Origin of the sequence: Pseudomonas sp. W2I6, assembly GCF_030815935.1 — a bacterium.
GTDB lineage: Bacteria > Pseudomonadota > Gammaproteobacteria > Pseudomonadales > Pseudomonadaceae > Aquipseudomonas.
On the sequence record NZ_JAUSXJ010000001.1, the window covers coordinates 2,574,000 to 2,596,224 of the forward strand.

Annotated in this window: 19 protein-coding genes and 1 pseudogene; 11 read left to right on the top strand and 9 right to left on the bottom strand. The window is 54.0% G+C overall.

Translation table 11 applies throughout. The annotated features are described in order from the left end of the window. Positions 1–6: 6 nt before the first annotated feature. The 3 genes from QF039_RS12075 to QF039_RS12085 all read right to left on the bottom strand — a co-directional run bounded on the left by QF039_RS12075 (position 7) and on the right by QF039_RS12085 (position 5,980). Complete coding sequence (locus tag QF039_RS12075; RefSeq protein ID WP_307518326.1) at positions 7–3,192, bottom strand: efflux RND transporter permease subunit; 3,186 nt, start codon at positions 3,190–3,192, stop codon at positions 7–9. 176 nt (positions 3,193–3,368) lie between these two features. Beyond that, positions 3,369–4,544: an efflux RND transporter periplasmic adaptor subunit gene (locus tag QF039_RS12080; RefSeq protein WP_307518328.1), complete on the bottom strand. Its 1,176-nt coding sequence runs from the start codon at positions 4,542–4,544 to the stop codon at positions 3,369–3,371. Positions 4,545–4,705: 161 nt separating this feature from the next. After that, the gene (locus QF039_RS12085; RefSeq protein ID WP_307518330.1) at positions 4,706–5,980 is read right to left on the bottom strand and encodes an MFS transporter; all 1,275 of its coding nucleotides are present in this window, start codon (positions 5,978–5,980) and stop codon (positions 4,706–4,708) included. Between the two features lie 356 nt (positions 5,981–6,336). On the opposite strand from QF039_RS12085, the gene QF039_RS12090 reads away from it, so the two are divergent. The 4 genes from QF039_RS12090 (at position 6,337) to QF039_RS12105 (ending at position 9,782) form a co-directional block, all read left to right on the top strand. Next, complete coding sequence (locus QF039_RS12090; RefSeq protein ID WP_307518332.1) at positions 6,337–7,326, top strand: GlxA family transcriptional regulator; 990 nt, start codon at positions 6,337–6,339, stop codon at positions 7,324–7,326. A gap of 261 nt (positions 7,327–7,587) precedes the next feature. Beyond that, positions 7,588–8,328 carry an SDR family oxidoreductase gene (locus QF039_RS12095; RefSeq protein ID WP_177081369.1) on the top strand — a complete coding sequence of 247 codons (741 nt, stop codon included), beginning with the start codon at positions 7,588–7,590 and terminating at the stop codon, positions 8,326–8,328. 366 nt (positions 8,329–8,694) lie between these two features. Continuing rightward, complete coding sequence (locus QF039_RS12100; protein ID WP_016973810.1) at positions 8,695–9,300, top strand: SCO family protein; 606 nt, start codon at positions 8,695–8,697, stop codon at positions 9,298–9,300. After that, a complete protein-coding gene (locus QF039_RS12105) occupies positions 9,300–9,782 on the top strand; it encodes a copper chaperone PCu(A)C (protein WP_307518335.1) in 483 nt (160 codons plus the stop codon). Before QF039_RS12100 ends, QF039_RS12105 begins: the two co-directional genes overlap by 1 nt. A gap of 338 nt (positions 9,783–10,120) precedes the next feature. Here QF039_RS12105 and QF039_RS12110 read toward each other — a convergent pair whose 3' ends face one another. Next, positions 10,121–10,507 carry a nuclear transport factor 2 family protein gene (locus QF039_RS12110; protein WP_307518337.1) on the bottom strand — a complete coding sequence of 129 codons (387 nt, stop codon included), beginning with the start codon at positions 10,505–10,507 and terminating at the stop codon, positions 10,121–10,123. A 308-nt stretch (positions 10,508–10,815) separates the two neighbouring features. Next, positions 10,816–11,547 carry a DJ-1/PfpI family protein gene (locus QF039_RS12115; protein ID WP_307518339.1) on the bottom strand — a complete coding sequence of 244 codons (732 nt, stop codon included), beginning with the start codon at positions 11,545–11,547 and terminating at the stop codon, positions 10,816–10,818. Positions 11,548–11,615: 68 nt separating this feature from the next. Here QF039_RS12115 and QF039_RS12120 point away from each other — a divergent pair, with 68 nt between their 5' ends. The 3 genes from QF039_RS12120 to QF039_RS12130 all read left to right on the top strand — a co-directional run bounded on the left by QF039_RS12120 (position 11,616) and on the right by QF039_RS12130 (position 13,754). Next, positions 11,616–12,617 carry a GlxA family transcriptional regulator gene (locus QF039_RS12120; RefSeq protein WP_307518341.1) on the top strand — a complete coding sequence of 334 codons (1,002 nt, stop codon included), beginning with the start codon at positions 11,616–11,618 and terminating at the stop codon, positions 12,615–12,617. Between the two features lie 557 nt (positions 12,618–13,174). After that, the gene (locus tag QF039_RS12125) at positions 13,175–13,504 is read left to right on the top strand and encodes a hypothetical protein (protein WP_008436736.1); all 330 of its coding nucleotides are present in this window, start codon (positions 13,175–13,177) and stop codon (positions 13,502–13,504) included. A 67-nt stretch (positions 13,505–13,571) separates the two neighbouring features. Then, positions 13,572–13,754, top strand: coding sequence for a hypothetical protein (locus QF039_RS12130; RefSeq protein ID WP_307523081.1), 183 nt, complete (start codon positions 13,572–13,574; stop codon positions 13,752–13,754). Positions 13,755–14,187: 433 nt separating this feature from the next. Here QF039_RS12130 and QF039_RS12135 read toward each other — a convergent pair. The 4 genes and pseudogenes from QF039_RS12135 to QF039_RS12150 all read right to left on the bottom strand — a co-directional run bounded on the left by QF039_RS12135 (position 14,188) and on the right by QF039_RS12150 (position 16,817). Further along, positions 14,188–14,581 (bottom strand): annotated as a pseudogene (locus tag QF039_RS12135) (YkvA family protein). Between the two features lie 324 nt (positions 14,582–14,905). Beyond that, the gene (locus QF039_RS12140; RefSeq protein WP_307518344.1) at positions 14,906–15,169 is read right to left on the bottom strand and encodes a hypothetical protein; all 264 of its coding nucleotides are present in this window, start codon (positions 15,167–15,169) and stop codon (positions 14,906–14,908) included. Positions 15,170–15,250: 81 nt separating this feature from the next. Beyond that, positions 15,251–15,682 carry a hypothetical protein gene (locus QF039_RS12145; RefSeq protein ID WP_307522960.1) on the bottom strand — a complete coding sequence of 144 codons (432 nt, stop codon included), beginning with the start codon at positions 15,680–15,682 and terminating at the stop codon, positions 15,251–15,253. A 238-nt stretch (positions 15,683–15,920) separates the two neighbouring features. Then, a complete protein-coding gene (locus QF039_RS12150) occupies positions 15,921–16,817 on the bottom strand; it encodes a LysR family transcriptional regulator (protein ID WP_307518346.1) in 897 nt (298 codons plus the stop codon). Between the two features lie 171 nt (positions 16,818–16,988). On the opposite strand from QF039_RS12150, the gene QF039_RS12155 reads away from it, so the two are divergent. The 4 genes from QF039_RS12155 to QF039_RS12170 are packed head-to-tail and all read left to right on the top strand — an operon-like array spanning position 16,989 to position 22,124. Further along, on the top strand, positions 16,989–19,079 hold the full coding sequence (locus QF039_RS12155) for an acetate--CoA ligase family protein (RefSeq protein WP_307518348.1): 2,091 nt from the start codon (positions 16,989–16,991) through the stop codon (positions 19,077–19,079). Then, positions 19,076–19,870 carry an enoyl-CoA hydratase/isomerase family protein gene (locus QF039_RS12160; RefSeq protein WP_307518350.1) on the top strand — a complete coding sequence of 265 codons (795 nt, stop codon included), beginning with the start codon at positions 19,076–19,078 and terminating at the stop codon, positions 19,868–19,870. The genes QF039_RS12155 and QF039_RS12160 overlap by 4 nt, the downstream gene beginning before the upstream one ends. Beyond that, complete coding sequence (locus QF039_RS12165; protein ID WP_307518352.1) at positions 19,867–21,306, top strand: aldehyde dehydrogenase family protein; 1,440 nt, start codon at positions 19,867–19,869, stop codon at positions 21,304–21,306. Before QF039_RS12160 ends, QF039_RS12165 begins: the two co-directional genes overlap by 4 nt. Then, positions 21,303–22,124 (top strand): enoyl-CoA hydratase, encoded by an 822-nt coding sequence (locus QF039_RS12170; protein ID WP_307518354.1) that lies wholly within the window; start codon positions 21,303–21,305, stop codon positions 22,122–22,124. The genes QF039_RS12165 and QF039_RS12170 overlap by 4 nt, the downstream gene beginning before the upstream one ends. Positions 22,125–22,225 lie beyond the last annotated feature (101 nt).

A 22,225-nucleotide genomic window follows, 5' to 3' on the forward strand; every position in this document is an offset into this window, starting at 1 on the left:
CTCCGATCATGCGTCCAATGCTTCCGTTGTCAGGTGAGGCGCGTCTTTTTGAGCCACGTTTACTTTGCCACCTGCCAGCGTACGCAGGACCACGTAGAAGACAGGTGTCAGTGCGAGACCGAACAGGGTCACGCCCAACATGCCGAAAAACACCGAGATCCCCATGGCTTGGCGCATTTCTGAGCCCGCACCAGTGGAAAACACCAGTGGAACAACGCCCATGATGAAAGCGATCGAAGTCATGAGAATCGGCCGGAGACGCAAGCGGCTCGCTTCAATGGCAGCCTTCAGCGGCGTGTACCCGTCGTGCTCTAGTTCTCTGGCGAACTCGACGATCAAGATGGCGTTTTTGGAAGCCAATGCGACCAATACCATCAACCCGATCTGGGTAAAGATATTGTTGTCTCCTTGCGTGAGCCACACCCCCGTGAGTGCGCACAAGATGCTCATGGGAACGATCAGGATTACCGCCAAAGGGAGGGTCAAGCTTTCGTACAGTGCGGCCAGTACGAGGAATACGAGCAGGACGCTGACAGGGAAGACCCACATACCGGCATTACCTGCCAAAACCTTTTGGTAAGTCAGCTCAGTCCACTCGAACTTTACGCCTTGAGGCAACACCTCGGCTGCAATGCGCTCTGCTGCTGCTTGGGCCTGGCCAGACGAATAGCCCGGCGCTGGGCCGCCGTTAATATCCGCTGCGGTGTAGCCGTTATACCGAACCACCATGTCCGGACCGTAGGTTGGGGTGATACGAACCAGAGACGATAGGGGCACCATTTCTCCACGGTCGTTTCTGGTTTTCAGCTGAAGGATGTCATCTGCTCGCTGACGAAACGGTGCGTCGGCCTGCACTCGTACCTGATATACACGGCCAAAACTGTTGAAGTCATTCACATACAAGGAGCCAAGGTATACCTGCATGGTCTTGAATACATCGGTAACAGACACGCCCAGCTGTTTGGCTTTCACACGGTCTAGCTCGACGTTTAGCTGCGGGAAGTTGATCTGATAGTTTGTCAGTGATCCACCAAGCTCCGGGGTCACTGCAGCCTTGGCCATGAATGCTTGAACGGCCTTGTTAAGCTCCTCATACCCGAGGCTACCTTGGTCTTCCAGCTGCATTTTGAAGCCACCTAGTGTGCCAAGCCCGAGTATTGGAGGCGGTGGAAAGGCTGCGACATAGGCTCCTTTGATACTGGCGAACTTTTGATTAAGGGATGCGACGATGGCTGCGGCGGACTCATCTTTCGATGTACGCTCGCTGAGAGGCTTGAGGGGGACAAAGACAATCCCTGCGCTAGAACTGTTCATGAATCCGTTAACGGACATGCCAGGGAAGCCGACTGCGTGAGCAGCGCCCGGCTGCTTCATGACTATTTCGCTCATCTGGCGAATCACTTCTTCCGTTCGGTCAAGAGAAGCGCCATTGGGAAGCTGGGCGATGGTGACCAAGTACTCCTTGTCTTGCATGGGAATAAACCCAGCAGGCACAACGTTCCCCATAACCGCAGTGAGACCCAGAAGAACCACATAAACAACCAGCATGCTGCCCTTGCGCTTAAGGATGCCTGTTACGCCTTTCGAGTAGTGCTCCGAGCCACAATTAAAAACCTTGTTGAAGGCTCGAAAAAAACCGCCCAGTAGCTTATTCATCACCCGCGTTAAGGCGTCTTGCTTAGCGTCGTGGCTACGCAAAAGTAGTGCGCTGAGGGCTGGAGAGAGCGTGAGTGAGTTGAAAGCAGATATCACTGTAGAGATCGCAATGGTCATCGCAAACTGCTTATAGAACTGGCCCGTGAGACCGCTCATAAATGCCAACGGTACAAACACAGCCACCAACGTGAGTGCGATGGCAATGATGGGGCCGCTGACCTCTCGCATGGCTTTATACGTGGCGTCCCTCGGGGTCAGACCGCTGGCTATGTTCCTCTCCACGTTTTCAACCACAACGATGGCATCGTCAACGACGATACCAATGGCTAACACCATTCCGAAAAGCGACAGGGCATTGATTGAGAAGCCGAAGGCCAGCAATAGCGCAAAGGTACCGATGATGGACACCGGTACAGCGATTAAAGGGATGATCGCTGTACGCCATGATTGGAGGAACACAATGACGACCACGACCACCAGTGCGATGGCTTCGAGCAGTGTTTCTATAACCGCCTGAATGCTCGACTTCACGAAGCGAGTGGGGTCGTAGATAAGCCTGTAATCCAGGCCTGGAGGGAAATCAGCACTGAGATCTTTGAGTGCGGCGCGGATTTGATCAGAGATCTCCAGCGCGTTAGCGCCAGGCAATTGGTAGATGGCGAGGGAGACGGCGGGTTTGTTGTCCAGCAGCGCACGCAATCCGTATTCAGCCGCAGAGAGTTCGACTCGGGCGACATCCCGCAGATAAGTAACTGCGCCATTGGGGCTAGTTTTGAGAATGATGTCGCGGAACTCGTCGACGGTCTTCAAGCGACCCTGGGCATTGATTGTCAGCTGTAGCGCAGTACCCGGCGAAGAAGGCGCAGCACCAACGGCACCCGCAGCAACCTGAATATTCTGTTCTTGAATGGAAGTGACAATCTCCGAGGCGGTGAGATTACGCTGTGCCACCTTCTGCGGATCGAGCCACACACGCATTGCGTAGTCACCTGCCCCCCACATATCGACACGGCCAACGCCAGGTATCCGCTCAAAGCGCGTTTTGACGTTCCGTAGGCCGTAGTTTCTCAAATACGTTGTGTCGTACCGATCATTCGGCGACACGAGGTGCAGAAAAAGAACTAATGAAGAAGAGCTTTTGAGCGTAGCAACACCCAATCGTTGTACATCTTCGGGCAATCGTGGCAATGCTTGATTGACTCGGTTCTGTACCAACTGGGTAGCCAAGTCCGGGTCAGTTCCTAATGCGAAAGTTACAGTGATGGTCAGGTTACCGTCACTGTTCGCTTGGGACTGCATGTACAGCATATTCTCAACGCCATTAATTTGTTCCTCAAGCGGCGCAGCAACTGTCTCGGCAATGACTTTTGGGTTCGCTCCAGGATACTGTGCGCTGATTGTGACCGAGGGCGGAACGACCTCTGGGTACTCAGAAATCGGCAATTTAAATATTGCTATCAACCCTGCAAGCAGGATCACCACGGATAGTACGCCCGCAAAGATCGGACGATCAATGAAGAACTTTGATATGTTCATTAATGACTCTTTAAGTGAGGCGGCTACTTGCTCTCAGCGCTGCTTGAAGGTTAAAAAAGACAACAGGACGCTTAAGGATGCACTCTGTTTTACAATCAATGCACGGATCAATAAATCCTAAGGGCCTGAGGGACACTCATTATTTACTGGTGAATTTTAGTTAGTGCTGTCGTGGGTCAGTGAGCGTTTCTAGCCTGAGCATCATTTTGGGAAATTATCTTTCCTAGAACCTGCTCCCCTGGACGGACTCGCTGAATACCGCCTACCACCACCCGTTCGCCCTCTTCGAGTCCGGACGTGATAATGCGATAATTGCCTTGTAGGTTTCCCAGCGCTACCGGGCGATAAACAATATGGTCATCTTTTCCCACGACCAAGACAAATCGCTTGTCTTGATCGGTGCCAATTGCCGCATCATCAATAAGAAGGGCCGCGTATGGTTCACTGCCGCCCACTTTTACACGCGCATATAGCCCCGGGACCATGGTGCCATCAGCGTTGTCAAACCGTGCACGCATGCGGATAGTGCCTGAGGTAGTGTCGAGTTCATTGTCTACGGATTGGATGACTCCCCGGCGCGAATACCCTGTCTCATCTGCAAGTCCTAGATCAACCGGAACAGTAGCCTTATTGCCGAGTCTGTTGATGTACTTAAGATAAGTCTGCTCATCAGCGTTGAACTCTGCGTAAATGGGGCTAACAGAGACAAGCATCGTTAAAGGTGCCGCGCCTGCCCCGGCGTTTACGATGTTTCCAAGTGTTATTTCTGCCCGCGATACTCGACCAGAAATTGGAGCTGTAATCTGGGTATGGCCGAGATCAATTTTAGCTGCATCCAGCGCCGCTTCAGCAGTCTTAAGATTGGCACTGGCCTCCAATGCCGCGTTGTTTTTTTCATCGTAGTCACGTTTCGCTATTGCATTTTCGGCAATCAGGCGCTGTGCCCTCTCCCAGTCGCTTTTCGTGTACGCGGCGCGAGCCTGAGCTGCTGCAACCTGCCCCTTAGCTCGTTCGACTTGTGCTTGGTAAGGTCTTGGGTCGATGACGAACAGAGTGTCCCCTTTTTTTACCAATTGGCCATCATGTATGTTGACGTCCGTTATGGTTCCTGCAACCAGCGGCCTAACCTCAACTTTTTCCACCGCTGCTAATCGGCCAGAGTAAGTTTGCCAGTCGGTAACCGTTTCTTTTTTAACGACCACGACATCTACCTCTTGGACTGGGGGCGGGCCGTCCTGTGCTATAGCTTTCTCTGAGTTATCGACCACGCCAAAGGCAACGACTCCGAAAATAATAAGTGTACCTGCGGAATAAAGTGCCAGCCTAGTGCGGGGTTTGGAATTAGCGCTCATCATGACTCCAAGATTAATTCTGTTCTAGCTTAGCTGTTGTGTGAATGAAAAGTTCCGATGACTCATTCACAGCAACATGAGGTGGCGTTTCTTAAAGCGCCAAGCTTTTTGGATCTCCAGCGATACCGTTTTTTAAAACGGTGTGCGGCACGCCCGGATAATTATGTCGCCGATCGGTTTTCGCTGCCCGAGACGTGTTCACTGGTTGCGTTTTTTATTCTGCGTTCGATACATACCCACCACAAGGTAATAACAGCGCATACCGCTAATAGTGGGAAAATCATATCGTTCATACCCTTCCAGCCAAGTGATTGCAATAGAGGGCCGGCGGCCAAAGTTGCAAATGCAGTGAACGTGTATCGAATAAACTCTGCCACTCCCTGCACCCTGGCCTTCTCGGAGGGATGATGCGAAGCAGTCAGTAAGACTGTGCCGCCCACAAACATAAAATTCCATCCCACGCCTAAAAAAAGAAGTGCAATATAGAATGCCGCCAAGCTGTCCGAACAATGTGCAATCAATCCGCAAGCTGCACTAAGTGCAATTCCCAAGAACAAAATCGAAGGCAATCCGAATCGGGAAATCATGCGTCCAGCAAATAGTGACGGCGCGTACATACCTACTAAATGCCATTGAATAATGCTGGCGCCATCATTTATTGAGTGATTGCTGGCGACAGCCGCCAGCGGTGTTGCAGTCATGATGAACATCATCACCACGCCGCCTATGACGTTATTCGCGAGTGCCGCTAGTGAAACTGGCTGTCGAAATATTGTAAGTAACTTGCGTGGCGGCTGTTCGTGGCCATGCAGCTCCAATGATTCTGGAAGTGCATCTTCATAGCCTACCCAAAGTAATGCTGCCGAGGCAACGCCGAGCAGGCATACCATCAAATAAGAACCGGCGAATAGGGTAGCGAATAAATTCGTGCTCCAACTCGCTAACAAAGGCCCAAGAATAGCGGCGATCACTCCGCCCGCAAGCACCAACGAGATTGCGCGTGCTTTGCGGTGGTCAGGTTCCGAATCTGTCGCCGCCAAACGGTAATACTGGGCGAACGCTTGAAAGATACCGACGGCCGCTGTCCCGATGCAGAATAGCCGGAAAGAGTTCAGGAAGACCGCCCATACGGAAATCGATCCGCCTATTGCGCAGGTGAAGGCACCTAGCACAAATCCACGCCGTCTCCCGATCTTCTGCATCAGCGTAGAAGCGAAATATGTCGCAATGGCGCCTGCTACGGTGATCAGTGCAAAAGGCAGAGTCGCGAGCGATTTATCAGGGGCAAGCTGATATCCCGTCAAACCGGTCAATGTGAGATCGATCGCGATGGCCGCCGTGAATAATCCTTGGGCTATGGCCAACACAGCCACATTCGAGCGACTTGACGATTTTTCTGGCGCTGGAATGTCTTCCGACGACTTTGATGTACTCATTGCACCCGCCTCCAGCCAAGCAGATTTGAGGTGACAGCCCTTACAGACATGACGACTCTCCCGTTGAGAAACGGGAGCATTCTCTATGTCACTTATGGCGGGAGAAAGGACTTACTTCCCTCCTTTTTGGCCGTCATGCTGCATTGGTGAACGGATGTCACAGACAGGAACGCAAATAGCGAAGCGGGACTACGAGGCGAAAAATGAGGATGACGTTTTTTGAGGGTTTTTTGCTCTTTTCGCCATACGACTTTTAGAGGATCATCCGAGGCAAGCAGTACGAAAATCGCCAACAGGAGGCTGGCAGGGAATAGTAATTGTGAACAGGATCAATGATTTTTGGAGAAGCTAATTCCATGCGTGACATCGCTTTCCTGGTCTTTCCCGAGTTTCAGATTCTGGACCTTAGTGGTCCGCTGGCCGCCTTTGAAATCGCCAAAGAGATCGGGGTATCAGATCCCTACTGCTGTTCGGTAGTCTCGTTGTCGGGCGGTCCCGTTATGAGTTCGTCTGGTCTGGAAGTAAGGAGTCAGAAGATCAGATCAAGCCCGTACGATACGTTGATAGTGGTCGGCGGTAAGGCTTTTTCCAAACCCTATGACCTTCCCATGGTGTCGGACCACCTCGCTAATGCGGCCGCGAAAGGTACCAGGCGAGTTGCGAGTGTTTGCACCGGGGCTTTTCTATTGGCTTCGGCGGGCCTGTTAGACGGTCGCAGGGCTACTACCCACTGGAGGCAGACCGCACGACTGCAACGCAATTTTCCGAAGGTGCGGGTACAGCCCAATCATATATTTACGAAGGATGGTGGCATCTGGACGTCTGCTGGCATCTCTGCGGGAATCGATCTGGCGCTGGCCATGATTGAGGAGGATCTGGGAAATGCTGTTTCCCATGAGGTCGCCCGCGCCATGGTCGTGTACCACCGTCGGCCAGGAGGGCAGTCACAATTTTCGGCCATGACCGATATGGAGCCGACGACGGATCGCATGAGGGAGGTGCTTTCCTACATGCGAGAGCATCTAAACGAACAGCTATCAACAGAGCATTTGGCATCAATTGCTTGCCTCAGCTTGCGCCAATTTGGTCGAGCCTTTCTGCTGGAAACGGGGGAAACACCCGCTAAAGCTGTGGAGCGTTTGCGTGTCGAGGTCGCGAGGCTGCGCGTTGAACGTGGGGCGGAACCGATCGAACTGATAGCACACTCGGTTGGCTTCAAGGATCCGGAGCGGATGCGCAGAGCCTTCATCAGAGTTATCGGGCACCCTCCTCAAAGCATCAGACGGCTGGCCGCACATCAGGGTGTTAGCGCTTATGAGGTTACGGTTGAGGCTGAAGTGTCTTAACCCTCAGGGTTCATTGCGCTCGGCGAAGTCCTCGTTGCAACGGCGCATTTCAGCGCTGTACCGAAAGTCTATTCCTCTTAAAAGCCGCCTCATCAGTAGATTCTAATTTCGGAAGGGGAAACAAGTTCGACTAAACCGTATGGCGTAAATCGAGGGGACTAAGTCGTTTTGCAAAGCGCTAGTGACGCTTAAGCTTCAGCTTCAGGGTTTTAGTGACCCCGAATGGTCGCGGTAAATCTCTAATCTACTAATGGGACAGTCATGAAAGAACTTTCAGGCAAACGTGCATTCATCACTGGCGCTGCACGTGGTATTGGCGCAGCTATCGCTATCGAGTTGGCAGAAAAAGGAGCTGATATTGCTTTCAGCTATGTTCGCTCTGGGGATGCGGCGGAGGAACTGGCCAGAGAAATTGAGGGATTGGGTGTTAAAGCCTTCCCTATCCAGGCCGATAGTGCGGATCCCCAAGCAGCTACGCGTTCTGTACATGAGGCAGCTAGGCTTTTAGGAGGGTTGGATATACTGGTAAACAATGCGGGCGTCGCTTTTATTTGCCCGCTAGAGACAATGCCGCTGGATCAGATAGACCAGATCATCGCCGTAAACATTAGAGCAGTGATCTTGGCTTCTCAAGCAGCCATTACCTATCTCGGAGAGGGCGGAAGAATCATCAATATCGGTTCCTGTCTGGCGGAGCGTGTGGCCTTCGAATCGGTCACAATCTATTCCATGTCCAAGTCCTCCCTACTTTCCTTTACACGAGGACTTGCTCGTGAGCTAGGACCGCGTGGCATCACCGTTAATACTGTGCATCCTGGACCTACGGACACTGATATGAACCCAGCCGATGGTGATGGTGCAGATGCGATGAGGGCTCATTCAGCATTAGGCCGATACGGTACTGGGAAGGATGTCGCAGTGGCGGTCGCGTTCATCGCAAGCCCAAGCGCTAAACACATCACCGGCACCGGGTTAAGCGTGGACGGGGGCGTTAACGCGTAGTCCTGATTTATCTACCTACAGACTCTCTGACTAGTTACCCCAGGCACCTTGCTAGTAAGACTGAACGCCATTACGGGGCTAAAGAACTTGGTAGTTCGGGCTGATTTCCAGCAGTCATTCTAGTTGGGTGACTGGGGAACTTACATCTCCTTTTCGCGAATGCCTAGTTAGACGAACCACGTTTTACAGTTGAGGCGCCGTCAAAAGCATTAGAGACAACACCCTCAATTCAATCGCACTAGTGATCAGCTCGACCTGAACCGATGCATTATCCATCGGCAGCACATGATCAATGTATGAAGTAATAATTCAAAGAAGACTTGCTAATCCAATTTGTGGTTTTTTCGTATAAAGAGGCTTGAATCAATGAGCGTTTTGTTGACTCGCCGCAAGGTGATTTCAGGTATGGGACTTCTAGGTATCGGCATGCTGGCAGGATGCGATACCCGAGGTGAGCTATCGTACAAATACGGCAAAGACTTAAGCAATAAAATTCTTGGGCGCACATTCCGGCTAAAAGACACCGACGGCGAGGTAAGAACGCTTTCAAGCTATCGAGGCGTGATGCCCATGATTTTTTTTGGATTCACTCAATGTCCGGCAGTCTGCCCCACCGCCTTGGCTCGTGCAGTTAAAATCAAAAAAATGATGGATAAGGACGGCTACTTTCTTCAGGTTATCTTTATTACGCTCGATCCCGAGCGGGATTCACCAGCCGTCCTAGACGCCTATGTAAAAACTTTTGATCCGTCATTTATCGCTCTTTACGGAACACTAGAAGAAACAGCGGCTACAGCCAAAGAGTTTGGCGTGTTTTACGAGAAAGTACCGATTGGGTCAACATATACACTTACTCATTCATCGACGAGCTATGTGTATGACTACCAAGGAACGCTACGCCTTGGATTTTCTCAAGCACTTTCGGCACAACAATGTGCAGAAGATCTGATTACACTCATGGAGATTTGCTAATGTATTCAGGTCCAAATTTCACCAATATAAATCAACACGTTAAACAGATCGTACTTGGGATTTCTCTACTAGGGCTGGCTTTCCAGATTTCAGCCCAAACGCAGGTAGAGGGCGCCTGGGTTCGCGCGACAGTGCCAGGACAACAAGCGACTGGTGCGTTCATGACGATAACTGCAAGCAGCGACAGCAAGCTGCTCAGTGCCCAGTCACCGGTGGCGAAAATCGTGCAAGTTCACCAGTCGACAATCAAGAACGACGTGATGCGCATGCAACCAGTAGAGTTCGTCGCCTTGCCTGCTGGCAAAGCAGTCATCCTGGATCCCCACGGCTATCACATTATGCTTATTGACCTGATGAAACAGGTAAAAGAAGGTGACCAGGTGCTTGTGAAGCTTACGGTAGAGAACGCCAACGGCGAGAAGGAATCGATCAAGGTTGAGGCCACCGCGCGAGCTTTAAATATGGCTGATGACGCAAAATGAATCGATAGTTTCAACGATGAGGCGCCAGTAGAAGAAAGTGGCTGACCGTGACGAGCGTTTAAACTGGGCGACGCCGCCAGCCACGTCGTCGGATTCGCTGGCCGCGTTTATTGAGTAGATTCGGCATGAAGCTAAGGCAAAGAATTTTTTTGCCTTAGCTACCTTCGTGCGTGTAACACAAAAAAATTGTTGGCTTATCTCAGGTGACCTCGCGCGCGACCCTTGTCTGGTTGCGATGCACCTCAGGTTAGCGCGCTCAAGCCTTTTAGCATCGGTTTAGAGGAAGAGGATCTTGCATCTGGCGGGCTAAATTTAGCCGATGCGACTCCGTCGCTTGCTTAGGCGTATCGTTGGAATATCTTCGAGATTATTTTCCACTGACCGTCGATCTTGAGCAGCGAAAGAAAGTCGTGGAAGCTCGCGCCCAAAACGTCATTCTCCATGTCCACTCGGACAACTGCAGCTGTGGGTGCGATAGCCAAGATGTCCAGGCGACTGCGGGTGTTCGGTGAAGCACCCAGTGCTTTGAAGAAACTCGCAAATACCGGAACAGCTGGACCTTGAAGCAGCTCATCGCCGGTGTAGCCCCACATTATCGCGTCTTCGTGGAAGGCTTTCTCAATTCCAGCGATGTCCCCAGAGCGATAACCGTCAATATAAGCTTGAGCTGCCTGAATTACATCGTCGTACTCAGTTGTGGCGACTGGTTTTATATGCGGAGTCATGTTGAATCCTCGAGAGCTATTTAGTGAAATGTGCAAGTTTTAGAGCCGCTCAGCACCACGTACTGCGATCACCACAATGGTTATTAAAACGAGTGCTCGCTCCCTGGCGTAGGATCGATGCATTCAGATCTAGCTGCGCGAGCCCCCAATTTTCAGGTACTCCCACGGCAAGTCCCCTGCATGTAGGAGTGCAGGGGCTTTTTGTTTGGCGATGACTACAGCTCAGGACTTGCCCCTAGAGCGACCCCGCGGCATGGCGCAGAAATGACTGACCAAGGTCCGCCGAGAACAACGTTACAGAGCAACGATCACGCGGGAGCTAGTTTTGATAACTGCGCTCGACGCTTCATATGCTCATTCGCGACTCTCACAGCCTCGTCAGTTCGCCCCCACAGACCCTTTATCTGTGCGACGATCTCCGGCCGCGCGGTACGTGGATTCCCCGAGTTCATTGTCGGCTGCGGGTCGTACTCGAGCACCAGCTGCGTAAACTCTGCCGCATCCTGGCCTTTAAGCTCGGCGATGACCTTCAGCGCAAAGTCGATACCTGCCGTTACACCGCCACCTGTGATTCGGTTCCTGTCGACGCATACCCGTTCGTAGCTCGGTTCGATACCCAGTGCGATGAGGGGTTCGTAGAAAGGCCAATAGGTTGCTGCACGGTAGCCCTCCAATAGTCCCGCCATAGCAAGAAGTACAGAGCCTGTGCATACGGCGGTTACATAGGTGGCAGTCTGTCCTGCGCGAGCAATGAAATCGAGCAACTCCCGGTCCTTCATGATTTCAGGGGTTCCTCCGCCACCTGCGACGAACAGCACGTCTAGGTTATCTGGAACGTCATCAATCGTGATCGTGGGGTTCATGGTGACGCCCATATCCGTGGGAACGGGCTCCATGGTCTTCCAGATTATGTGGGTTTTGGCATGAAGGCCTAATGCCGTCTGTGGGCCGGCCAAGTCCTGCAGAGTGAAACCAGGAAAAATCACCATGCCAATCTGCAGTTGGCGGCCTTCACTCTCATTGCTCATCTCATCAGACATTACCGTCTCCTCTCGTCGTACTTGACTAAAAGAGTATTCCTGCCGGACGCTGCACGTGAGTGGCTTAAATGACATCAAGCGATCGTTTTCTGCCAGTTATTTTGATTGTGAGAGCGGAGGTCGACGGCGTGCATAAAATTGCGGTTCTGGTATTGAATGACGTGGTGCCGTTGGACTTTGGTATCGCTTATCAGGTTTTCGCTTTGGCTTCTCAGGTTGACGGGAGCAAAGCTTACGAGGTGGAGGTGTGCGCACCCGAACGGACAATTCGGGCCACTGGCTTTGATATGAATGTGCGGTACGGCCTCGACCGTCTTGAGCTGGCCCACACCATTGTCATTCCCGGGTGTGAAGACCCGTTTGGAGAGGTTCCAGAGGCGGTAAGAATTGCTCTTCGCGAGGCACATGCTCGTGGTGCAAGATTAGCGTCAATCTGCACAGGAGCTTTTATCCTTGCCGCGAGCGGTCTTCTAAGCGGAAAGCGCGTCACGACGCATTGGCGCTTCGCCGAGGACTTGGCCAGGCTTCACCCAGAGATAACAGTAGAACCTAATGTTCTATTCGTTGATGAAGGTAGCATCGTGACTTCGGCGGGTGCGTCAGCAGGATTAGATATGTGTTTGCATCTCGTGCGACGCGATTTTGGTCAGACTGTTGCGGCAAACACTGCCCGTCTAGCGGTCGCGCCACTGTACCGTGATGGTGGTCAGGCCCAGTTTATTCGTCAGGAGCTTCCAGGCTCTCCTACGAGCTTGATGCCCTTGATCGAATGGATACGGGACAATTTGAACAGTTCGCACACGGTCGATAGTCTTGCGGCTCGCGCCAACATGAGCTCCCGCACCTTTGCTCGGCGATTTCGAGAACAGACCGGTACTACTCCTTTACAGTGGCTTCTGACCGCTCGTATTGATCGAGCGCGTGCATTGCTTGAGGAGAGCGAGACATCGATTGATCAAACGGCATTTCTTTCCGGATTCGGGTCTGCGGTGACCTTCCGGTCGCGATTCCGAAAGGTCGTTGGCCTCACGCCGACGGAGTACCGTCGTCGTTTCAGCTCAGCAAACTAAAATCCAAATACCCGCAGACCATGGGTTTGAATTTTCAGGACGACCGACGCACTCACATTGATGCATCAATCGCCAATCCCGCTGGCGATCAATGACAGTACCTCGCTCGGCGCATTTTTCGGGGCACAACAAATTCGGGATGGGAGCGCTGTAGTTTCACTACGGCGAATCAAGAACTTCCCATGGACAAATGCTAGAAAATCATGCCCTTATGCCAGCACCTTAGCCTGAGTCTTTACTGTCGTAAAGCTGGGCGCTATCAATGGATTTCTGGTCCGAGAGACCCGATAGGCGGTCAGTTGTAGGGCGGGTTTGCCTCATACTCCCTCCGGCTCGAGTGTCGCACTGGTCAACTGCTGATCTTGCCAGGCCGCGCAGGTCAGCCCAGTGCCTTTCCACCGTCCATTCTGTATGACCATTGGCTGTGCGCCCGTGGATAATCAAAAATATTTCAGACCTATATCACCTCTATGAACGCCCACCTGTATCGACTGCAGTTGGGATTTTGGCGTGCCTGCACTTCGCTTAGCACGCTCATCATTTGAGAGGATCTGCGTATGTATAGCCCTTGCCCAAGTTGTAACTCTGGACGCATCGTCACGAAAAATATTGGGAAACAAGCAGGCGGTTTGATCGGTGCCGCAGGCGGCGCCGCCAGTGGTACAGCTGGCGCTCTGTCCGGCGCCGAAGCTGGAGCTGTTTTAGGTGTCGCCGGAGGCCCAATAGGCATCGCGATCGGGAGCGTCGCTGGGGCGATTTTAGGGGGGTTGTTTGGAGGGGTCGCTGGCGGTATCGCCGGGGCCACGCTCGGTGAACAGATCGATGACAAGGTACTGAATAACTATCAATGCCTAGAGTGCGGTTACAGCTTCAGCGCTAATCGCTAACTCATTCGAGTCAGCCCCTGTTTCTCATGCAAACAGGGGCTCCCCCTTTGTCAAAGGACCTATTCCCATGGCTCATCTCATTGAACAAATGGCTTATGTTGGCGCAACTCCCTGGCACGGTCTGGGTAGTCGCCTTTCTCCAAAACAACCCATCGAAATCTGGCAGCGCGAAGCGGGTATGGACTGGAAGATCCAGGACAGCCCGGTGCATTTCAAATCCGATATCGGAATGCTTTGTCGTCTCGTTTGAATAGAGGAGATTTGTACGGTTTCCAGCGAAACGAATTCCACGAAAAAGTGATCTATCAAGCGCCGAATTAATGTACTAAACGATGTACTAAAAAAATTTGGCTGCCAGTACTTCCGAGAAGAACTTACTGGAACGAAAAAAGAGGCCGAAGCCTCTTTTTTCAGTTTCTAAATACTTCAATGGAAGTCTATAGAAAAATAATTGGAGCGGGAAACGAGACTCGCGTCCGGCGTATGACCCATTGAAATCTAGGGGATTTATTTTATTTCCGAAGCAGGGAAAGACTCAATTCTTGACTTATTATTGGGACGTTTCAAGAGCCAAAAAGACGTAACTCCGAGGCAGGCTATTGGGTTCTGTTCATAAGGTATAGAGGTGTCTACAAAATCCTGGGTAATTCATACGCAACTTGCCGCTGCCAGCTTGAATCAAATCAGACCCAGCGAATGTAAAACCACCAAACGCCGGCAGCGATGGCAAGCCAAATCAATACAATCAGCGCGGCCGCAATTTTATTCACGGGGCGCCTCACATGGTTTTGTTCCCACTCATTTGCCTTCAGTTGACTTGCCTCAAGCATGCGCTGGCATCAATCGAATTGCGAGCAAAATACCAAGCGGTAATATGATTACGTCATCCAGATACCCTAGCACCGGAATGAAGTCAGGAATAAGGTCGATAGGGCTAAGCGCATAGCCCACAACAAAAACTGAAATCCACTTCGCAAGCCACGGAGTTTGGGGATGCTGATAACGAAACCAGAGAACCATGGTTTGGCGCTTGAGATTCTTGGCCCAACGACGCAAGTGTTCAAGGATGCTTTTCATTGGGTGCTCTTGCTGATGGTGGGGGCACGGGCCAACTTCAGATAGGATCACCTGTACGCATGCGACGCTTCTCTACAGTCGCTGGAAAACTACATAACATCTGAAGGCTGTAAGGTGAAACGGCTACCGCCATTTAGGTAGGTTCATGTTGAACACCCCACCGAAGGTGATCTACAACACGTTTGACGATGGATAAGCCCAAGCCCGAACCACCCCTAAAATCATCGTCAAAGCCGCTCAGTACTGCTAGGGCCGTACAGACCTGCATAGGGCCGAACATCTACAGATTGGACTCATGCAAGTCGCGGGGCTCGACGCCCTTCCTCACTCACTCCTAATGCAGATCGCATCACCGCAGACGTGTCCGGGCCCTGAATGGGCCAGGCCAGGTATATACCGGGCAGTTCTGGCGCCGACATCATGTATGCCAATGTTAATCGTCTCTGTCGTCTCGATCACGACCAAGATTGCGCTCGTACCGTCGATCGTTGTCTCGACGATCATAGCCACGGTCGTGACCTTGATCATTATCGTCGCCCTGATCATATCTCCGCCCCTGATCAGAGCCCCTGTCACGGTCACGACCATACCCTCCTCCGTCGTCCCAGATAGGCACGCAGCCTCCTAGCAGGAAAGACCCAGAAATAACGAAGAGTATTACTACGTACTTCATTTGGAGGTTGAGGTGCTGGCGTTACTCAACCCCTTATCGTTGTGATCTCCTGGCGTAGTGGCCGAGATCGCCGTGGCCTTTGACAACCCTTGTGTTGTTTTAGAGTGCGCTACACCCGAAGTTGCGACGCCGTGACCACGATCAGTTTTGTGGTCGCGCCCAATCTGATTACCACTCACACCGTGATCTCGAACGGCCTTGCCTTCATGATCGGTCTCATGGCCTTCAGCGAGGCCTATATTGCTACTGGAACTCGCCGAGTGACCAGCACCAGCACCACCACCACCACCACCACCACCACCACCACCACCACCATCTTTGGCATAGGCAGAAGCCATGATGGACAGCTCAGCAGGAAGTAATGGTACAGCGGCGAGCATCATTACGCAGGACATGACAGCAACGAGGCTTTTCTTTTTAAAGCGCACGATGGCTTCCACAGGGGTTGGTTTTTTCATCATCTCTGACACATTTAGCTACATGCGGTTCAAAGACAAGCGAAAAGCGGAAGCGCTAACACATCTTTATAAAGTGAATGCGAATGTGTCGCCCTCTCTAACAATCAAGTGATCAGCACATGACAAAACTAATCCAAAGCACCATTTAGTAGTACTTCGTAGATGATCCCGCTCGCAATGGCCACCAGATTCAGGACCAGGCGCATCCCTAAGCAAGAAGCGATTGGGACAACTCACGGACATACCCCCCTACGACTCTGGCCGCTTTGGATAACGGATGCTGGTGAGTGAACGCCAAGGCAATCGTTCTTTTAATCTCCGGTTTGTCGATCCTCACAGCGTCCAGCAATCCGCGTTCGACATCGTCCTGTACTGCCAAAAAAGGCAGGATCGTGAACGCGCCCCCAACAGCCGCGACATCCTTCATTGCGTTCAACGTGTCGACCTCGATAGCGACGTTCAAAGCGACCTGATGTTTACGCGCCAGTTGGTCGAGTGTTGTCCGCAAACCATTTGGCCGAGAGGGCAAAATCAGCGGAAAACCCGACAACGCAGTAAACGCAATCGGTTCTCCATTTCCAGTAAGGCTTCCGGCCTTACCCACAAAGTAGGTATCAACGACTCCCAACGTCTCTTCGTCACGAAGGTTGGATATGCCGTACCGGTTCACGACAATCAGGTCCAGGGAACCTGCCGCCAATTGCTCATCCAGGTCACCGCTGAATCCCTCGACCACATGCAGGCGTACGCCGGGGGCATGGGTTTGCAGTTCGGTGAAAAGCATGGGCAGCAACTTGCGCGACATCGATGGCAGGACGCCGATGTGCACAGTTCCTGCCGGTACGCCCGAGGACTCTCTGACCAATGTTTCCAGGCGCTCAGCCTGCGCGAGCAACAAACGGATTTCAGGTAGCACAAGCCGCCCGAAGTCCGACACTATCAGGCCTCGCCCGGTGCGCACGAATAACTGATCGCCCCACTCAATCTCCAGTTGCGCCAGTTGGCGACTGACCAGCGATTGGGCGGTGCCCAGCGCGACCGCTGTTCGGGAAATAGACCCGAGCTCGTCCATCAGCAGCACGCTTTGCAGTTGTTTGAGATTCATAGTCTCGTCCTCGTCGCCCCGGTTCCAGGGGTCGAAACATAAACGACACACGCGGTCTAATCCATCACTTTTTGATGTATCTGATATCGTCTATATGACTCTTCCGGATACCACCCCCCCTCCCTAGACTCGATTCAGACCTGAAGCCAACCCTCAGAATCGAGAGCCCCCATGGCCCATAACAATAAAATCGGTTCAACAGCGCTGTCGCTGTTTGACCCTTCAAGCGTCGCCATCATTGGCGCGTCGGACGATCCCAACAAAGTGGGTGGCAGGCCCATTCACTACATGCGCAAATTCGGTTACGCCGGCCGCATTCTGCCCATCAATCCCAAGCGCGAATCAGTTCAAGGATTGCGCTGCTATGCCGATCTGGGCGCACTCGACGTTATCCCGCAGGCGGCCATTATCGCGGTCTCGGGTCTAGCAGCCGTAGAAGCCATCAAGGCCTGCGCAAAGCTCGGCGTCGCAACCGTGGTGGTCATGGCCTCAGGCTTTGCCGAGACGGGCGAGAACGGTCGCCAATTGCAACATGAACTGGTGGAATTTGCCCGCCTGCATGGCATGCGCCTGATTGGACCCAACGCTCAGGGCTTCGCCAACTTTGCCAACGGTGCGGTGTTGAATTTCAGCACCATGTTCATGGAAGTGCCTCCGGCGGACGGGCCTATCGCAATTGTTAGTCAAAGTGGCGCGGCGAGTGTCATGCCTTACGCGATGTTGCGTGAACAGGGTTACGGCGTGCGCTACCTGGCCGCCACCGGTAATGACGCGGACCTGGGCGTTTCGGAGCTGACTCGACTATTGGTGGATGACCCGCACATTCGCCTGATTCTGGTGTACGTTGAAACCATTTCCAATCCGCTGCTGCTCGCCGAGGCCGCACACATAGCTCGTCAAAACGGCACTCACATTGTGCTGCTCAAAGGCGGCGTGAGTAACAAAGGCGCTGCCGCTGCTGCCTCCCATACCGGAGCCATGGTGGGTCAGGACGGCGCCCTCGATGCCTTCCTCGAGAAGCACGGCATCTGGCGTGCCCACGATATTCACGAACTGGTAAATGCAGCACCTCTGTATCTGAGCGGCTTTGCTCCCAGTACCGGACGCACGGTGGTGATGAGTCACAGCGGCGCCGTCGGCGTGCTGTGCGCCGATGCAGCTGAACGTGTCGGACTGCCACTGACCGAATTGGCCCTGCCTACCACTGAGCGCTTGAAAGGCTTGATTCCTGACTTTGCCAGCGCGGCAAACCCGCTGGATCTCACCGCAGCGCTGCTCGGCAACGGAGAAATGTTTCCTGCTGTTCTGAAAACGCTTGGCGATGATCCGCAGGCGGACATGTTTCTCATCGGGATCCCCGTGGCAGGCCCAGGCTACGATGTGCCAGGACTGGCTCAAACCACAGCCCGGTTCATGTCCCAGACTGGCAAGCCCGTGGTCATGACCGCGCCGCAAGCAGATGTTCGCGCACATTTCCGGCAAGCGGGTGTTCCGGGCTTTCGTAACGAAAGCGATGCAGTGGCGGCGCTTCGTCAGTATGCCCGGCATTGCCAATGGCAAGGTTCTCCCCTGCCCACCTCTTCGACCGCGAAACCAAACTCGTACTCCGGCCTGCTCGATGAGGCTGTCAGTCTGCAATTGCTGGCGGATGCCGGCGTGCCGGTGGTCGAGCACCTGGTGTGCCATGACCCTGAAAGCGCCGCGCGTATCGCCGCCAGTTTCGGTGGCCGTGTCGTCATCAAGGGGTGCGCAGCGCAGGTCCCTCACAAGAGCGAACATGGCCTCGTTCATCTGAACCTCGCCGATCCGCAAGCAGCGCAGGAGGCGGCGCGCCTGTGCCTGGGTGCATTGGACAAACTGGGTATCCCCCATGGACAACTGATCGTGGCCCGCTCGGTCAAGGGCTTACATGAATTCATGCTTGGCGTCGTCGTCGATCCCTTGTTCGGCCCACTGGTGCTGATCGGTGAAGGTGGAACCCTGGTCGAAATTCGCAAGGACAGCGTTTCGTTGCTCGCACCATTCACGAAGGAGCAGGCGCTGCAAGCAATCAGTCGACTGCGCATCGCCCCGGTGCTCAAGGGCGTTCGCGGTCAGCCGGCACTCGATGTTGATGCCCTGGCCCGAGCTGCGGTGGCACTGGGTAATTTCGCCCTGCAACACCAGGCCAATCTGCTGAGCGTGGACGTCAATCCGGTCATGGTGCTGGCCGAAGGCGTGGTGGCTGTCGACGCCGTTATCGAATACCGGGAGGCACCATGAACAGTAGTCATCTCGATAACCAGCGCAGCGTCCTGGTGGATATCAAGGATCAAGTTGCACTGGTCACGCTCAATCGCCCTGCCAATCTGAACGCCGTCAATCAACACCTGCGCAGAGCATTGATCGACACGTTGGAGCAGCTCAATCAGGATCCGGGCGTCAAAGCGCTGGTCCTGACCGGTGCCGGTGACCGGGCGTTTTGTGCCGGCCAGGACTTGGAAGAAGCCAGCGCCGTCGACTGGAAGCAGATTGCTCCGTGGCTGAACGCGCAACGTGCCATGTACCAGGCCGTACGCGACCTGGACAAACCCTGTGTGGTCGCCATCAATGGCGTCGCCGCCGGTGCCGGCATGCAACTGGCGCTCTGTGGCGACTGGCGGATTGCCGCACCTGATGCCCGGATCGGTCAACCGGAAGTAAAAGCCGGCCTGGCCAGCATCGTCGGCTCCTATTTGTTGTCATTGCACGTCGGCCTGACCCACAACACACAGCTGTCTTTGTCCGGTGAACTCGTCAGTGGGCAGCGTGCTTATGAGATGGGCCTGGTCACCGAGCTTGATTGCTCGGATGTGATTGCCGCTGCATTGGCACGCGCCCGTACCTTGGCACAACACCCCGAAACCGCCGTCCGTTTATCCAAACAACGCTTTCGCGCGCTGACTCAGCCCGGCTTTGACGATGCCTGCACCGCAGGCATTCGCGCCCAGCTTGAATGCTACGCCAGCGGAGAACCACAAACCTTGATGAGCGCGTTTCTAGACGCGCGTGCACGCAAAGGAATCAAGCAATGACTGCCTATCAACATCACCTGATCGACGGAATCTGGACAGCTGCGCAATCAGCCGGAAACACCACAATCCACGATTCCGCAAGCGGAGCGGAGCTGGGGCACGTCGCCCATGGTACAAGCGAGGAAATCAACCGCGCCGTTCGGGCGGCAAAAAACGCCTTTGCGTCCTGGTCGACATTGCCCGTCAGCACGCGCGCGGACTACGTGCGCGGTATCGCCAATCAATTGGAGGAGCAGGTCGAGCAGCTTGCGCAAGGAGTCGCCGCAGAGGTTGGCATGCCACTCAAGCTGTCGCAGCGGATACAGGTGCAGGCGCCGATTCTGGCCTGGCGCGCAACGGCTGACCTAGCAGTCGAGTGTCTGGCGGACACCCCGCTCGGACACTCCACCATCAACCACGTCCCGGTAGGGGTGGTCGGTGCGATCACGCCATGGAACTACCCGTTGCACCAAATTACGGCCAAGGTCGCTGCTGCCTTAGTCGCCGGTTGTACCGTGGTACTCAAGCCTTCCGAGCTGGCTCCCTGTACCGCTCGTGCATTGGGTGAAGCTGCGCTGGCCGCAGGCTTGCCCAAAGGCGTACTGAACATAGTCATGGGGGATGCCAAAACCGGCCAGGCACTGGTCGATCATCCAGATGTCGCCTTGCTGTCTTTCACCGGTTCGACCGCAGTGGGCCGACGTATTGCCGCCTCGGCAGGCCAAGCCTTGAAGCGTGTCTCCCTGGAGCTGGGGGGTAAATCAGCCTGCATCGCCTCCGCGGATGCCCCCGCTGAAAGTGTGGTGCGTCAGGTGGTCGGGTCGTGCTTTCTGAACTCGGGCCAATCGTGCAACTCGCTGACCCGTTTACTCGTGCCGATCGAGTTGTACGCCACCTATCGCGTCTTGCTCGCTGACGCCGTGACTCGCCTGACGTTAGGCGACCCACTGGATCCAGCCACGCGCATGGGCCCTTTGGTGTCAGCGGCGCATCGCGATCGCGTTCACGCGATGATCGTCGAGGGTGAGTCTCAAGGCCTGGACCTGATTGCCGGTGGCAGCCGAGCACAGGTGCCTACCGACGGTTACTTCATTGCCCCGACGATTTTCGGTCGCGTCCCGCCTCAGTCAACGCTGGCGCAACAGGAAGTGTTTGGTCCGGTGCTCAGTGTCATCACCTATGAGAGCGAACAGCAAGCCCTCGAAATTGCCAATGGCACGGCCTATGGCCTGGCCGCAGCCGTATGGGCAGGTCAGATCGATCATGCGTTGAGGCTCGCCCATCAATTGCGCGCAGGACAGGTCGACGTCAATGGCGCGCCGTATAACCCGGCGGCCCCCTTCGGTGGCTTCGGTGATTCCGGTCTGGGCCGTGAAGGCGGGAAGTACGGCATCGAGGAGTTTGTGGAGATACGGGCCATTCAAATGCCCGTCAGCAGTGGGAGGGAAAAATCATGAGTTTCAAGCAAATCGAACTCAGCCGCTTCGGTACCCGGGAGCACGTTGCCGTAGTGACACTGATGCGTCCGGACAAAATGAATGCGTTGACCAAGGTGATGGAGGCTGAACTGCGTGAAGCCTTCGCTCAACTGGATCGCGACGACAGCGTTCGGGTCATCGTGCTGACCGGCAACGGTCGGGCATTCTGCGCAGGCATGGACATTGATGAACTTGAGGTGCTGCCACCCGACGACATCAGTGAAATGGCCTGGATGCGTGCCTATGACATGAACCGGCGCGCGGACTATCAAAGCCGTTATTCGTATTTTCCTGGCGTGCGACAACCCATAATCAGTGCGATCAACGGCGCAGCCGCGGGACTTGGGTTGGTGTTGGCCCTGTACAGCGACATGCGCTTTGCCAGTGAAACGGCGGTATTTTCCACGGCTTTCGCCAAGCGCGGACTGATTGCTGAACACGGCATTGCCTGGTTGCTGCCGCGCATTGTCGGGCCAGGCCACGCCGCTGACTTGCTGATCTCTTCACGCAAGGTGACAGCGCAGGAAGCATTGAGCATGGGTCTGGTCGAGAGGCTTTTTTCCCCAGCCAACCTGTTGGAGCAAACACTGAAATACGCCGAAGAACTGGCAATCAATGTCTCGCCTCGTTCTGTGCGAGTCATCAAGCAGCAGTTAGGCGAATCGCCTTTTCAGACACTCACGGAATCCATCGCGCAGGCTAACCGGGAGATGTTCCTGAGCATCCAGAGCGACGACTTCAAAGAAGGCGTGGCGCACTTCATGGAGCGACGACCGGCGCGTTTCAGCGGCACCTGATTATCCCGGATCACTGCAGAGCTGCGACAATCATCAGCGGAGCACTGCTTCGACTGTTGCGCTGACGATTACACGGCAATTGATATCACGAGCACTCCATA